Raw genomic sequence first — 14,743 nt, 5'->3', positions numbered from 1 at the left:
GTGACTGGATGAAAATCATCATCCTCGGCGCAGGGCAGGTCGGCGGTTCGCTGGCAGAACATCTGGCCAGCGAAGCCAACGACATTACCGTGGTCGACACCGACGGCGAACGCCTGCGCGACCTCGGAGATCGACTGGACATCCGCACCGTGCAGGGGCGCGGCTCGCTACCGACGGTGCTGCGCCAGGCCGGCGCGGACGACGCCGACATGCTGGTGGCCGTGACCAACAGCGACGAAACCAACATGGTCGCCTGCCAAGTTGCCCACACCCTGTTTCACACGCCGACCAAAATTGCCCGGGTCCGCGAAGCGGCGTACTTGACGCGGTCCGAGCTGTTCGATAACGAAGCGATTCCGGTGGACGTGCTGATCAGCCCGGAACAAGTGGTCACCAATTACATCAAGCGCCTGATCCAGCATCCGGGCGCGTTGCAGGTGATCGACTTCGCCGAAGGCAAAGCGCAACTGGTGGCGGTGAAGGCCTACTACGGCGGACCGTTGGTGGGCCAGCAACTGCGCCAGTTGCGTGAACATATGCCGAACGTTGAAACCCGCGTCGCCGCAATTTTCCGCCGCGATCGGCCGATCCTGCCCCAGGGCGATACGGTGATCGAGGCGGACGACGAGGTGTTTTTCATCGCCGCCAAGGCGAATATTCGTGCGGTGATGAGCGAAATGCGCCGCCTGGATGAAACCTACAAACGCATCGTCATCGCCGGTGGCGGGCAGATCGGTGAGCGTCTGGCGGAAGCGATCGAAAGCCGTTATCAGGTGAAGATCATCGAGATGAACCCGGCCCGCTGCCGTCATCTCTCGGACACCCTCGACAGCACCGTGGTGTTGCAGGGCAGTGCCTCCGACCGCGACTTGCTGATGGAAGAGAACATTGCCGACGCGGATATCTTCCTGGCCCTGACCAACGATGACGAAGCCAACATCATGTCCTCGCTGCTGGCCAAGCGCCTGGGCGCGAAGAAGGTGATGACCATCATCAACAACCCCGCTTACGTGGATTTGATCCAGGGCGGCGATATCGACATCGCCATCAGCCCGCAACTGGCAACGATCGGCACGCTGCTGGCCCACGTGCGGCGCGGCGACATCGTCAGCGTGCACTCATTGCGGCGCGGCGCGGCGGAGGCCATCGAGGCGATTGCCCATGGTGATGAGAAGTCGAGCAAGGTCATCGGCAAGGCGATTGAGAACATTGGTTTGCCGCCAGGGACGACGATTGGCGCGATCATTCGTGATGAAGAAGTGATCATTGCGCATGACGACACGGTGATCGCGGCGGGCGACCATGTGATTTTGTTCCTTGTGGATAAGAAGCATATTCGGGATGTGGAAAAGCTGTTCCATGTGGGTTTGAGCTTTTTCTGATCCAGAAAATGCGGTAGATGGTCTGGCCTCATCGCGAGCAGGCTCGCTCCCACAGGGGTTCTCGGGCGTACACAATTTTGTGTCCACTGAAGATCTACTGTGGGAGCGAGCCTGCTCGCGATGGCGATCTAACTGAAACGGATCCATCCCCTGACACACCTCAACAAGGAATCCACTCATGCTCGAATCCCTGGAAAAAATGCTCGCCAAGGGTGTGGATAACTCTTTGCTGCGCTTCGGCTTGGGGAAGGGTTATATGGATCTTGGGGAAAACGCCAAGGCCGCCGAGCATTTCCAGCGCTGCGTCGAATTCGATCCGAAGTATTCGGCCGCCTGGAAGCTCTTAGGCAAGGCCCATCTGGCGCTGGCAGACTTTGCGGCTGCGCGTCAGGCGTGGGAGCAGGGCCTGGAAGCCGCCCGCACCCATGGCGACAAGCAGGCAGAGAAGGAGATGACGGTGTTTCTGAAGAAGCTTGAGCGCCAGGCACACTGATCAGAGGTAGCGCAGGCCGATACCATCGGCGTCCACCAGCACCACTTCCATGCGCACTCGCGGCGCACCTGTGGGTAAGTCTTGTACCTGCCCGTACACGACCGCGCCTTTAGGCAACGACGACAAGCCCGGATGCTTGACGTAGACACCCGTGGCCGAGAGGTTACGCGTCTGGCCGAGGCATTCGCCGAAGCTTTCGTGCGTGATCTTGATGCGAAACGATTTGCGGTGTTCGGACATCTTTTGCGCCCTTGCTGAACGTGGGTTGTGGATAACGCGAACCTGTAGGAGCGAGGCTTGCCTGCGAAGGCGATATCCCATCCAACATCAATGCTGAAGGTGATGACCTCTTCGCGGGCAAGCCTCGCTCCTACAAGGTCAGGTTATCCACAGATCGTGCCATTTATGTCAATACCAACGTTCTTCACCCGGTGGCCGCTTCTTGAAGCGCTTCATGCTCCACATGTACTGGCTCGGATAGGCCCGCACATACCGCTCGACCACCTGGCTCATGGCTGCGCACGACGTTTCGGTATCGGTGCTGTACATGGCTTCGGGCGCGGCTTCCAGGATCACTTTGTAACCTGAACCGTCCGGCAGCCGCAGGGCGTGCAGGAAGACGCCAACCGCTTTACCGCCGGCGAGCATGTTCGGGACGAACTTGCTGGTCAGCGCCTGGGTGGCGAAGAACGGCACGAAGATTCCGGCGGATTCGGCCGGTTCCGGGTCAGCGGGAATGCCCACTGCACCACCTTTGCGCACTTCCTTGATGACGCTGAGGATGCCTTCCTTGGTGGACGCGGCCACGCGGTTGCCCAATTGCACGCGCTGTTTGCGCAGCAAATCATCCACAGCCTTCAATTTTGGCGGGCGATAGAAAATGATCGGTTTGCACTGGTTGCAATAGAAGTGGTTCAACACTTCCCAGTTGCCCAGGTGGCTGGTGATGCCAACCACGCCTTTGCCGGAAGCGAGGGCGTCCTTCAACACGTCGAGACCTTCGACTTCACGCACCAGGTCGATGGAACGCTGGGCCGGCCAGATCCAGGCGCATGCGCTTTCGGTCAGGGACTTGCCGATGTCTTTCAGGCTCTGGCCGACCAGACGCTCGCGTTCAGCCGGGTCCATTTCGGGGAAGCACTTGGCGAGGTTGATCCGCACCACATCGCGGGAACGGTTGGGGGTTTTCCACATGACCCAGCCAATGGCCGAGCCCACGGCTTGCACAGCCCGCCACGGGAGCAGGGCAAACAGCCGCAGAGCGCCTACCAGCAAGGCGCCTTTAAACTTATCCACAGGTCACTCCTGATCTTGTGCTGTGCGCGAGGCGGCCATTCTAACCGCCGTTGGCGAGCTGAGCGTAGCGGTCGCAGTCTTGCGTATGGTCCATGACCATGCCCGAGGCCTGCATCAGCGCGTAGCAAATGGTCGGACCGACGAACGTGAAGCCGGCCTTTTTCAGGCCTTTGCTCATCTCCACCGCAGTCGGCGTGACCGCCGGCACCTCGGTGCGATCCTTGAAATGATTGATCACGGGCGTTCCGCCGACGAAGGACCAGAGAAATGCTACCGGGTCCTCCAGCGCCAGCCAGGCTTGGGCGTTGCGACGGGCCGCATTGAGTTTGAGGCGATTGCGAATGATGCCCGGATCGAGCATCAATTCATCGATTTCCGCGTCGCTCATCTGCGCCACCCGTTGTACGTCGAAGCCGAACAATACCTCGCGATATCGCTCACGTTTACGCAGCACGGTGATCCAGGAAAGGCCGGCCTGGAACCCTTCGAGCAAAAGCAACTCGAACAAACCCTGCGCATCGCGTAGCGGCGTGCCCCACTCCTGATCGTGATAAGCCATGTACAGCGGATCTTCGGAACACCAAAAGCAGCGTGGCATAAGGCTCCAGGGGGCGTGCGCAGGACCGAATCGGGTATACTCCCGCTCTTTAAATCGCAGCCCAAGAAACAGGTGAATTTCGTGAGCCAGCCTACGCCAGCCGTGCGTACCTTCCAAGACTTGATCCTCGCCCTCCAGCAATACTGGGCCGAGCAAGGTTGTGTGGTACTTCAGCCCTACGATATGGAAGTAGGCGCCGGCACTTTCCACACCGCTACATTCCTGCGCGCCATTGGCCCGGAAACCTGGAACGCCGCTTATGTGCAGCCCAGTCGTCGCCCGACTGACGGCCGCTACGGCGAAAACCCGAACCGTCTGCAGCACTACTACCAGTTCCAGGTAGTCCTGAAGCCGAACCCGGACAACTTCCAGGAACTGTATCTGGGCTCCCTCAAGCACGTTGGCCTGGACCCTTTGGTCCACGACATCCGCTTCGTCGAAGACAACTGGGAATCGCCGACACTGGGCGCCTGGGGTCTGGGCTGGGAAGTCTGGCTCAATGGCATGGAAGTGACGCAATTCACTTACTTCCAGCAAGCGGGCGGCATCGAGTGCTACCCGGTAACCGGCGAGATCACTTACGGTCTCGAGCGTCTGGCCATGTACCTGCAAGGCGTGGACTCGGTCTACGACCTGGTCTGGGCTGACGGCCCAATGGGCAAAGTGACCTACGGCGACGTGTTCCACCAGAACGAAGTGGAGCAGTCGACCTACAACTTCGAACACGCGAACGTCGAGAAGCTGTTCGAACTATTCGACTTCTACGAAAGCGAAGCCAAGCGCCTGATCGAACTCGACCAGCCGCTGCCGTTGCCGAGCTACGAAATGGTGTTGAAGGCCTCCCATACCTTCAACCTGCTCGATGCGCGCCGGGCGATCTCGGTGACCGCGCGTCAGCAATACATCCTGCGTGTGCGCACCCTGGCGCGTTCCGTTGCACAAGCCTACCTACTAGCTCGCGCCAAGCTGGGCTTCCCGATGGCGACCCAGGATCTGCGTGACGAAGTACTGGCCAAGCTGGAGGCTGCACAATGAGTGCTCAAGATTTTCTGGTTGAACTGGGCACCGAAGAACTGCCACCCAAAGCCCTGAACACCCTGGCCGACGCGTTCCTGGCCGGTATCGACAAGGGCCTGCAAGCCGCTGGCCTGAACTACGAGACCAAAACCGTCTACGCCGCACCACGTCGTCTGGCTGTGCTGATCACCTCGCTGGCCACCCAACAACCGGATCGCAGCGTCAACCTCGACGGCCCTCCACGTCAGGCCGCGTTCGATGCCGAAGGCAACCCGACTCAAGCGGCCCTGGGCTTCGCCAAGAAGTGCGGCGTCGACCTGAGCGAAATCGATCAGAGCGGCCCGAAACTGCGCTACAGCCAAAGCATCGCCGGCAAACCGACCGCGAGCCTGTTGCCGACCATCGTTGAAGATTCGCTGAACGACCTGCCAATCCCGAAGCGCATGCGCTGGGGCGCTCGCAAGGAAGAGTTCGTTCGCCCGACCCAGTGGCTGGTAATGCTGTTCGGTGACCAGGTCATCGATTGCACGATCCTCGCCCAGAAGTCCGGTCGTGATTCCCGTGGTCACCGCTTCCATCACCCGGAAAGCGTGCGCATCACCTCGCCGGCCAATTACCTGACCGACCTGCGTGCCGCGTATGTGCTTGCCGACGCCAACGAGCGTCGCGAACTGATCAGCAAGCGCACCGAAGAGCTGGCGACGATGCAGGAAGGTACTGCCATCGTTCCTCCTGCCTTGCTCGACGAAGTGACCGCGCTGGTTGAATGGCCGGTGCCGCTGGTGTGCTCGTTCGAGGAACGTTTCCTCGACGTGCCGCAAGAAGCCCTGATCACCACCATGCAGGACAACCAGAAGTACTTCTGCCTGCTGGATGCCGACGGCAAGTTGCTGCCACGTTTCATCACCGTAGCCAACATCGAAAGCAAAGACCCGCAGCAGATCATCGCCGGTAACGAGAAAGTGGTTCGCCCACGCCTGACCGACGCCGAGTTCTTCTTCAAGCAAGACAAGAAGCAGAAACTCGAAGACTTCAACCTGCGCCTGCAAAACGTCGTGTTCCAGGAAAAACTGGGCAGCGTCTACGACAAGGCCGAGCGCGTTTCCAAACTCGCAGCGTTCATCGCGCAACGCATTGGCGGCAACGCAGCCTGGGCTTCCCGTGCCGGCCTGCTGTCCAAATGCGACTTGGCGACCGAGATGGTCGGTGAGTTCCCGGAGATGCAAGGCGTCGCCGGTTACTACTACGCCCTCAACGACGGCGAGCCGGAAGAAGTCGCACTGGCCCTGAACGAGCAGTACATGCCGCGCGGCGCCGGTGCTGAACTGCCGACCACCCTGACCGGTGCGGCCGTGGCCATCGCCGACAAACTCGATACCCTTGTCGGTATCTTCGGTATTGGCATGTTGCCTACCGGCAGCAAAGACCCGTATGCCCTGCGTCGTGCTGCACTCGGCGTGTTGCGCATCCTGATCGACAAGAAGCTCGACCTCGACCTGAACGACGCCGTGGCATTCGCCGTGAATGCGTTCGGCGCCAAGGTTAAGGCTGCCGGCCTCAACGATTCGGTACTGGAGTTCATCTTCGACCGTCTGCGTGCCCGTTACGAAGACGAAGGCGTGGACGTCGGGACTTACCTGTCGGTCCGTGCCCTGAAGCCGGGTTCTGCCCTGGACTTCGATCAGCGCGTACAAGCCGTGGAAGCGTTCCGCAAATTGCCGGAAGCTGCAGCCCTGGCCGCAGTGAACAAACGCGTTTCGAACTTGCTGAGCAAGGTGGAAGGCTCTATTCCTTCGGTCGTGGAAGCCAAGTACTTCGACAACGCCAACGAGTTCTCCCTGTACTCGGCGATCCAGCAGGCTGACCAGGCTGTGCAGCCAATGGCCGCTGCGCGTCAGTACAGCGAATCGCTGGCCCGTCTGGCTGCCTTGCGCGAGCCGGTTGATGCGTTCTTCGAGGCCGTGATGGTCAACGCTGAAGACGCCAAGGTCCGCGCCAACCGTTACGCATTGCTGGCGCGACTGCGTGGGCTGTTCCTCGGCGTTGCCGACATTTCGATGCTGGGCTGAGGGACTGCTGTTGAAACTGCTGATTCTCGATCGGGACGGGGTGATCAATTACGACTCCGACGCTTACATCAAGTCGGTGGAGGAGTGGATTCCGCTCCCCGGATCGATCGATGCCATCGCGCAGTTGAGCAAGGCCGGCTGGACGGTGGCGGTGGCTACCAACCAGTCGGGCATCGCTCGTGGCTTTTACGACATCGCGACCCTGGACGCCATGCACGAGCGCTTGCGCTCGTTGGTGGCGGAACAGGGAGGCGAGGTCGGGCTGATCGTCTACTGCCCGCACGGGCCGGACGACGGCTGCGATTGCCGCAAGCCGAAACCCGGTATGTTGAAAACCATCGCCGCTCATTACAACGTATCGCTGACTGATTTATGGTTCGTCGGCGACAGTCTTGGTGACCTGGAAGCCGCAAAAGCCGTCGATTCTCAGCCAGTTTTAGTAAGGACCGGGAAAGGCGAAAAGACTTTGGGCAAGACCCTACCGGTAGGCACCTTGATATTTGACGATCTGGCGGCGATTGCCGCAGAACTTATCCACAATTAGAGTGCTTCGATTGTTCCTGACCAAGGATTGATCGGGAGTGCGCTTGAATAGGCGGGCAGTGCCCGCAACGGTAAATGTCGCCATGTCGATACTGCAGGCCATCAGAACCTTCCTCTTTTACCTGCTGCTGGGCACCAGCTCCTTTCTTTGGTGCAGCCTGAGCTTTTTTATCGCGCCGTTTCTGCCGTTCAAGGCGCGGTATCGCTTCATCAACGTGTACTGGTGCCGCTGCGCCTTGTGGCTGAGCAAAGTGTTTCTGGGCATCAGCTACGAAGTGAAGGGCGCCGAAAACGTGCCAGACCAGCCTTGCGTGATTCAGTCGAACCACCAGAGCACCTGGGAGACCTTCTTCCTCTCCGCCTACTTCGAGCCGTTGAGCCAGGTGCTCAAGCGCTCATTGCTTTTCGTGCCCTTCTTCGGCTGGGCCATGGCCATGCTGCGGCCGATCGCCATCGACCGCGACAATCCGAAAGCCGCGCTCAAGCATGTGGCGAAGAAAGGCAATGAATTGCTGAAGGATGGCGTCTGGGTGCTGATCTTCCCCGAAGGGACTCGCGTTCCGTATGGCACCATCGGCAAGTTCTCACGCGGTGGCACCGCGTTGGCGGTCAATGCCGCACTTCCGGTCCTGCCGATTGCGCACAATGCGGGCAAGTTCTGGCCGAAAACCGGTTGGGTAAAGAAGCAAGGCGTCATCACCGTCATCATCGGCGAGCCGATGTACGCCGTGGGCAGTGGGCCGCGCGCCATTGCCGATCTGAATGACCGGGTGCAGAGCTGGAACGAGCAGATGCAACGGGAAATGGGTTCGCTTCCAGCCGCTCCTGCTGCCCCATCGGCCAACGATCAAGTCGCTGTCTGAGATTCTGTGGATAACCTGTGTACCGTTTTACCGAAAATTAACGTTTTATGATCGTATCTTTATGATTTATATACATATTTCTTAAGCTCATAAAACTATGGAAATGGTGCATAAGTTTTTTTTGGGCGCAAAAAAACCGGCTGATATAGCCGGTTTTTTTATGCCTGCGATTTGCGATGTTTTTCTCTGCGCGATCATTTTTAAAGGTATAAAAAAAGGCCAACGCTGAGCGTTGGCCTTTTTCATTTAGCAGTTCGCTGCCGGATCAGAAATCCAGGTTGGACACCGCCAAGGCATTGCTTTCGATGAAGTCACGACGAGGTTCGACCGCATCACCCATCAGGGTGTTGAAGATCTGGTCTGCGCCAATGGCGTCTTCGATGGTCACTTTGAGCATCCGGCGCTGGCTTGGGTCCATAGTGGTTTCCCACAGCTGATCCGGGTTCATCTCACCCAGACCTTTGTATCGCTGGATGGTGTGACGCTTGGTGCTTTCAGCCATCAGCCATTCAAGGGCTTCCTTGAACTCGGTGACCGGCTTCTTGCGCTCGCCACGCTGGATGTACGCACCGTCGTCCAGCAAGGTGCTCAGTTGAGCGCCCAGGGATACAACGGTTTTGTAATCGTTGCTGCCGAAGAAGTCTCGGTTGAAGGTGACGTAGTTCGACAGACCGTGGGAGATCAGTTCGACCTCTGGCAGCCAGACGTTACGTTCACGGTCTTCACGCAGGCTGGCTTTATAGACCAGGCCAGACTTCTCGACAGTGCGCAGACGAACTTCATACTTGGCCATCCAATCCTGCATCGCTGCGTGATCGGACAATTGCTCCAGGCTGACAGCCGGCAGGTAGATGAAGTGCTCGGTCAGTTCCTGTGGGTACAGGCGCGACAGACGCTTGAGGGTCTTCATTACCAGACGGAAGTCATTCACCAGACGCTCGAGGGCAGGTCCGGAAATACCCGGGGCATCCTCGTTCAGGTGCAGGCTCGCGTCTTCCAGGGCCGACTGCGTCATGTACTCTTCCATGGCGTCGTCGTCTTTGATGTATTGCTCTTGCTTGCCTTTCTTGACCTTGTACAGCGGCGGCTGCGCGATGTAGATGTAGCCGCGCTCGATCAGCTCCGGCAACTGACGGAAAAAGAAGGTCAGCAGCAGGGTACGGATGTGCGAACCGTCGACGTCAGCATCGGTCATGATGATGATGTTGTGGTAACGCAGCTTGGCGATGTTGTACTCATCGCGGCCGATGCCGCAGCCCAGGGCGGTGATCAAGGTGCCCACTTCTTGCGAAGAGATCATCTTGTCGAAACGCGCCTTCTCGACGTTCAGGATCTTGCCTTTCAACGGCAGGATGGCCTGGGTCCGGCGGTTGCGACCCTGCTTGGCGGAGCCGCCAGCAGAGTCACCTTCCACGAGGTACAGTTCAGACAGGGCAGGGTCTTTTTCCTGGCAGTCAGCCAGTTTGCCCGGCAGGCCGGCGATATCCAGCGCGCCTTTGCGACGGGTCATCTCACGGGCTTTACGCGCCGCTTCACGCGCACGAGCCGCGTCGATCATCTTGCCGACGACCAGTTTGGCTTCGTTCGGGTTTTCCAGCAGGAAGTCGGAGAAGTACTTGCCCATTTCCTGTTCGACCGCAGTCTTCACTTCGGAAGAAACCAGCTTGTCTTTGGTCTGGGAGCTGAACTTCGGATCTGGTACTTTCACCGAAATGATCGCGGTCAGGCCTTCACGGGCATCGTCACCGGTGGTCGCGACTTTGTGCTTCTTCGCCAGGCCTTCCGCTTCGATGTAGGTGTTCAGGTTACGCGTCAGTGCGGAGCGGAAACCCACCAAGTGAGTACCGCCATCGCGCTGTGGAATGTTGTTGGTGAAGCACAACAGGTTCTCGTTGAAGCTGTCATTCCACTGCAGGGCGATTTCCACGCCGATGCCGTCTTCGCGCTGGATGTTGAAGTGGAACACCTGGTTGACCGGAGTCTTGTTGGTGTTCAGGTATTCAACGAACGCACGCAGGCCACCTTCATACTTGAACAGCTCTTCCTTGCCGCTGCGTTCATCCTTGAGGACGATACCGACACCGGAGTTGAGGAAGGACAGTTCACGGATCCGCTTGGCCAGGATGTCCCAGCTGAAGTGGATATTCTTGAAGGTCAGATCGGATGGTTTGAAGTGGATCTGGGTGCCGGTGGTTTCGCTCTCACCGACGATTTTCATCGGTTCTTTCGGAACACCATGAATGTAAGTCTGTTCCCAGATCTTGCCGCTGCGGCGAACGGTCAGGACCAGTTCTTCGGACAGAGCGTTGACCACCGAAACACCTACACCGTGCAGACCGCCGGATACTTTGTAGGAGTTATCATCGAACTTACCGCCGGCGTGCAGCACGGTCATGATGACCTCGGCCGCGGAAACGCCTTCTTCTTTGTGCACGTCTACCGGGATGCCACGGCCGTTGTCGCGAACGGTGATGGACTCATCCGGGTGGATGATGATGCTGATGTCGTCGCAGTGGCCAGCGAGCGCTTCATCGATGGAGTTGTCGACTACCTCGAAGACCATGTGGTGCAGACCGCTACCATCGTCGGTGTCACCAATGTACATACCGGGACGTTTACGGACGGCATCCAGGCCTTTCAGCACTTTAATGCTCGTTGAGTCGTAGGTATTCGTATTTTCTTCGCTCAATGCCTTCACTCCCGATGGTCGTGGGTCTGGGTGATACGGCCCTGTTCCACGTGGAACAGAGCGACTGGCGTTTCCGTCTGCCAGCCTTCCCTCAATAATTCATGATCTACACAGGTGATAAATACCTGGCAGCGTAAGTCTTCCAGCAAGCGGCAAAGTGCGCGACGGTGGTGCTCGTCCAGTTCAGACGGCAGGTCATCCACCAGATAAATACACTGGCCACGTCGGGCCTGGCTCACCAGATGCCCTTGGGCAATCCGCAATGCACAGACCACCAACTTCTGCTGACCACGGGACAAGATGTCCGCGGCGTTATGTGCGCCCAATCTAAGTCGCAAATCAGCACGTTGTGGTCCGGCTTGGGTATGACCCATTTGCTGATCCCGCTGAAGGGACCCGGCGAGCACTGCACTTAACTCCCGGTCCTTGTCCCAACCGCGGTAATAGCTGAGCGTCAAACCCTCGAGCTCAACCAGTTCGCTCAAGGTCTGTTCAAAGACTGGTTTCAAGGCTTTGATGTAAGCGCGGCGGTATTCATCTATTTCAGCGCTGGCCTGGCACAGTTCCCTGTCCCAAACCGCTTGCGAAACGGCGTCAAGTGTACCATGCCGCAGCCAAGAGTTTCTCTGGCGCAGGGCCTTCTGCAAGCGCTGCCAGGTGGACATGAATCGCGGTTCCACGTGGAACACGCCCCAGTCGAGAAACTGCCGACGAATCTTCGGTGCGCCTTCCAGCAAGCGGAAGCTGTCCGGGTTAATCAACTGAAGCGGCAGGATCTCTGCCAGTTGCGCCGCACTGCGGGCATTCTGACCGTCGATACGAATCTGGAACTCCCCCTGTCGGTCGCGAGATATCCCCAAGGCGCTGTGTCCGCCCTCGGCCAACTCAACCTGCCCAAACACCGTGCACGCCAGTTGCTCGTACTGAATGACGGGCAACAATCGGGTGCTACGAAACGAACGGGCAAGCCCCAGCAGGTGAATGGCTTCCAGAACACTGGTTTTGCCGCTGCCGTTGGCGCCGTAAAGAATATTGATTCGGGGGGAGGGGGAGAAGGTCACCGGGTGCAGATTGCGCACCGCGGTGACCGAGACGCGACTTAAAGACATCTAGCTTCTGCTGAGCATGATTACAGACGCATCGGCATGACAACGTAGGCCGAGTCGTCGTTGTCGGACTCTTGCACCAGCGCACTGCTGTTCGAGTCGGACAGGATCAGGCGAACCTGCTCAGTGGTCATCACGCCCAGCACGTCGAGCAGATAGCTCACGTTGAAGCCGATTTCCAGATTGCCGCCGTTGTACTCAACGCCCACTTCTTCTTCAGCTTCTTCCTGCTCCGGGTTGTTCGCCTGGATCTTCAGCTGACCGTTGGCCAATTGCAGTCGGATACCGCGGTACTTCTCGTTGGACAGGATCGCTGTACGGCTGAACGCTTCACGCAGGGCTTGGCGATCACCGAGTACCAGCTTGTCGCCGCCTTTCGGCAGCACGCGCTCGTAGTCAGGGAATTTGCCGTCGACCAGTTTCGACGTGAACGTGAACTCGCCGGTGGTCGCGCGGATGTGGTGTTGACCCAGCACGATGCTGACGATGCCGTCCGGCTCGGTCAGCAAACGCGCGAGTTCAAGGATACCCTTGCGCGGCACGATGACTTGGTGACGATCCGGCTGACCGATATCGGCCTTCATCGAGCACATGGCCAGACGGTGACCGTCGGTGGCCACGGCGCGGATGATGCCTTCGGACACTTCCAACAGCATGCCGTTCAGGTAATACCGTACGTCCTGCTGGGCCATGGCGAAGCTGGTGCGTTCGATCAAACGACGCAGTTTGCTCTGCTCCAGGCTGCAAGTCAGCGAGCCTGGGCCTTCTTCGACCGTAGGGAAATCGTTGGCCGGCAGGGTCGACAGGGTGAAGCGGCTACGGCCAGCCTTCACCACAAGCTTCTGTTCGTCGACCTTGATGTCGATCAGCGCATCATTCGGCAAGCTCTTGCAGATGTCCATCAGCTTGCGCGCAGGCACGGTGATGGAACCCGGGTCCGCAGGCTCTTCGAGTTGCACACGACCGACCAGCTCGACTTCCAGGTCGGTACCGGTCAGCGACAATTGCTGGCCTTCGACAACCAGCAGCACGTTGGAGAGCACCGGCAAGGTCTGTCGGCGCTCGACGACGCCTGCGACCAGTTGCAGGGGTTTCAACAGGGCTTCGCGTTGAATGGTGAAATGCATGGTCTAGTCCCTTGCCTTAATAAGCTGCGCTGGTGTTCATCAAGTGGTCAGTGTACGCAGCAGGTTCTTGTAGTCCTCGCGGATGTCCGCGTCGGATTCCTTAAGTTCGTTGATCTTGCGGCAGGCGTGCAAAACGGTCGTGTGGTCGCGGCCGCCAAACACATCGCCGATTTCCGGCAGGCTGTGGTTAGTCAACTCTTTGGACAACGCCATTGCAACCTGACGCGGACGTGCAACCGAGCGTGAACGACGCTTGGACAGCAGATCGGAAATCTTGATCTTGTAGTACTCAGCGACCGTGCGCTGAATGTTATCCACAGAGACCAGTTTGTCTTGCAGCGCCAACAGGTCTTTCAGGGATTCGCGAATCAACTCGATGGTGATGTCGCGGCCCATGAAGTGCGAGTGTGCGATCACGCGTTTAAGCGCGCCTTCCAGCTCACGGACGTTGGAGCGGATACGCTGGGCAATAAAGAACGCCGCATCGTGTGGCAGATCGACTTTGGCCTGATCGGCCTTTTTCATCAGGATCGCGACACGGGTTTCCAGCTCCGGCGGCTCGACGGCGACCGTCAGGCCCCAGCCGAAGCGGGATTTGAGGCGCTCTTCAAGGCCTTCAATTTCTTTCGGGTAGCGGTCACTGGTGAGAATGACCTGCTGGCCACCTTCAAGCAGGGCGTTGAAGGTGTGGAAAAACTCTTCCTGGGACCGCTCTTTTCGGGCGAAGAACTGAATGTCATCGATCAGCAGCGCATCGACCGAACGGTAGAAGCGTTTGAACTCGTTGATCGCGTTCAGCTGCAGGGCCTTGACCATGTCGGCGACGAATCGCTCCGAGTGCAGGTACACGACCTTGGCATTCGGGTTCTTCTTTAATAGATGGTTACCCACAGCGTGCATCAAGTGGGTCTTACCCAAGCCGACGCCGCCATAAAGGAAGAGGGGGTTGTAACCGTGCTTGGGGTTATCCGCTACCTGCCAGGCCGCAGCCCGGGCCAGCTGGTTGGACTTACCCTCGACAAAGTTTTCGAAGGTGAAGGTTCGGTTCAGGTAACTGGTGTGCTTGAGCGCGCCTTCGACTTGCACCGTGCGCTGCTCGGAGCGAATAGGAGCCTGTTGCGAACTGGCGCCGGCCATCGGGTCGAAGCTGTCGCGAGACGGCTCTTCACTGACCTCGGCCACTTTTTGTGTCGCACGTTTGGTTGGTGCGGTCGTCGGGGCTTGCGCCGGAGCGCTGACAGGCGCTTGAGCGGCCTGAGCCTGGGAAGCCGCGGCGGCCAACGGTGCGTTCGGTGCCGCACGCGGTGCCGAACTGCGTTTACTGCCTATTAATAAGGAAAGCGCAGGCGCCATGCCATTGCCATGCTCATCCAGCAGCTCAAGAACGCGGCCCAGGTACTTTTCGTTGACCCAGTCGAGAACAAAACGATTCGGTGCGTAGACACGCAACTCGTCGCCTTCGGCTTCGACCTGTAGTGGACGGATCCAAGTGTTGAATTGTTGGGCAGGCAGCTCATCGCGCAAAAGCTCCACGCACTGCTGCCAAAGTTCCACTGACAC

The 14,743-nt window shown here is 58.6% G+C and carries 14 protein-coding genes; 6 read left to right on the top strand and 8 right to left on the bottom strand.

The genetic code is table 11. The features are described from left to right. The first annotated feature begins 8 nt into the window (after positions 1-8). Together trkA and ACA075_RS00065 are read left to right on the top strand one after the other, a co-directional pair. Positions 9-1,382, top strand: coding sequence for a Trk system potassium transporter TrkA (gene trkA, locus ACA075_RS00070; protein WP_150582220.1), 1,374 nt, complete (start codon positions 9-11; stop codon positions 1,380-1,382). A gap of 178 nt (positions 1,383-1,560) precedes the next feature. Then, positions 1,561-1,875 (top strand): tetratricopeptide repeat protein, encoded by a 315-nt coding sequence (locus ACA075_RS00065; protein WP_497296779.1) that lies wholly within the window; start codon positions 1,561-1,563, stop codon positions 1,873-1,875. Here the strand turns inward: ACA075_RS00065 and ACA075_RS00060 are convergent, their stop codons facing one another. The 3 genes from ACA075_RS00060 to tag all read right to left on the bottom strand — a co-directional run bounded on the left by ACA075_RS00060 (position 1,876) and on the right by tag (position 3,769). Then, on the bottom strand, positions 1,876-2,115 hold the full coding sequence (locus ACA075_RS00060; protein WP_497296778.1) for a PilZ domain-containing protein: 240 nt from the start codon (positions 2,113-2,115) through the stop codon (positions 1,876-1,878). Positions 2,116-2,283: 168 nt separating this feature from the next. Next, positions 2,284-3,171, bottom strand: coding sequence for a lysophospholipid acyltransferase (locus ACA075_RS00055; RefSeq protein ID WP_010465508.1), 888 nt, complete (start codon positions 3,169-3,171; stop codon positions 2,284-2,286). 40 nt (positions 3,172-3,211) lie between these two features. Beyond that, complete coding sequence (gene tag, locus ACA075_RS00050; protein WP_497296777.1) at positions 3,212-3,769, bottom strand: DNA-3-methyladenine glycosylase I; 558 nt, start codon at positions 3,767-3,769, stop codon at positions 3,212-3,214. A gap of 81 nt (positions 3,770-3,850) precedes the next feature. Between tag and glyQ the strand changes: the two genes are divergently transcribed. The 4 genes from glyQ to ACA075_RS00030 all read left to right on the top strand — a co-directional run bounded on the left by glyQ (position 3,851) and on the right by ACA075_RS00030 (position 8,261). Continuing rightward, a complete protein-coding gene (gene glyQ / locus ACA075_RS00045) occupies positions 3,851-4,804 on the top strand; it encodes a glycine--tRNA ligase subunit alpha (RefSeq protein ID WP_497296776.1) in 954 nt (317 codons plus the stop codon). Next, complete coding sequence (glyS, locus tag ACA075_RS00040) at positions 4,801-6,855, top strand: glycine--tRNA ligase subunit beta (protein WP_497296775.1); 2,055 nt, start codon at positions 4,801-4,803, stop codon at positions 6,853-6,855. Before glyQ ends, glyS begins: the two co-directional genes overlap by 4 nt. A 4-nt stretch (positions 6,856-6,859) precedes the next feature. After that, a complete protein-coding gene (gene gmhB / locus ACA075_RS00035; RefSeq protein ID WP_497299355.1) occupies positions 6,860-7,399 on the top strand; it encodes a D-glycero-beta-D-manno-heptose 1,7-bisphosphate 7-phosphatase in 540 nt (179 codons plus the stop codon). Between the two features lie 82 nt (positions 7,400-7,481). Continuing rightward, positions 7,482-8,261: a lysophospholipid acyltransferase family protein gene (locus ACA075_RS00030; RefSeq protein WP_497296774.1), complete on the top strand. Its 780-nt coding sequence runs from the start codon at positions 7,482-7,484 to the stop codon at positions 8,259-8,261. An 87-nt stretch (positions 8,262-8,348) separates the two neighbouring features. On the opposite strand, the gene ACA075_RS00025 is transcribed toward ACA075_RS00030, so the two are convergent. From ACA075_RS00025 to dnaA, 5 genes are read right to left on the bottom strand one after another with little or no spacing between them, the layout of a single operon-like run. Next, on the bottom strand, positions 8,349-8,507 hold the full coding sequence (locus tag ACA075_RS00025) for a hypothetical protein (RefSeq protein ID WP_497296773.1): 159 nt from the start codon (positions 8,505-8,507) through the stop codon (positions 8,349-8,351). 19 nt (positions 8,508-8,526) lie between these two features. Then, a complete protein-coding gene (gyrB, locus tag ACA075_RS00020) occupies positions 8,527-10,950 on the bottom strand; it encodes a DNA topoisomerase (ATP-hydrolyzing) subunit B (protein WP_497296772.1) in 2,424 nt (807 codons plus the stop codon). Positions 10,951-10,955: 5 nt separating this feature from the next. Further along, entirely contained in the window at positions 10,956-12,059 is a 1,104-nt protein-coding gene (gene recF / locus ACA075_RS00015) for a DNA replication/repair protein RecF (RefSeq protein ID WP_007969883.1), read from the bottom strand. Between the two features lie 20 nt (positions 12,060-12,079). Beyond that, positions 12,080-13,183: a DNA polymerase III subunit beta gene (gene dnaN, locus ACA075_RS00010; protein WP_008155702.1), complete on the bottom strand. Its 1,104-nt coding sequence runs from the start codon at positions 13,181-13,183 to the stop codon at positions 12,080-12,082. A 39-nt stretch (positions 13,184-13,222) separates the two neighbouring features. After that, complete coding sequence (gene dnaA, locus ACA075_RS00005) at positions 13,223-14,743, bottom strand: chromosomal replication initiator protein DnaA (protein WP_497296771.1); 1,521 nt, start codon at positions 14,741-14,743, stop codon at positions 13,223-13,225.

Source organism: Pseudomonas sp. LBUM1663, assembly GCF_059695905.1.
This window is presented reverse-complemented; position numbering and strand designations above follow the sequence as displayed.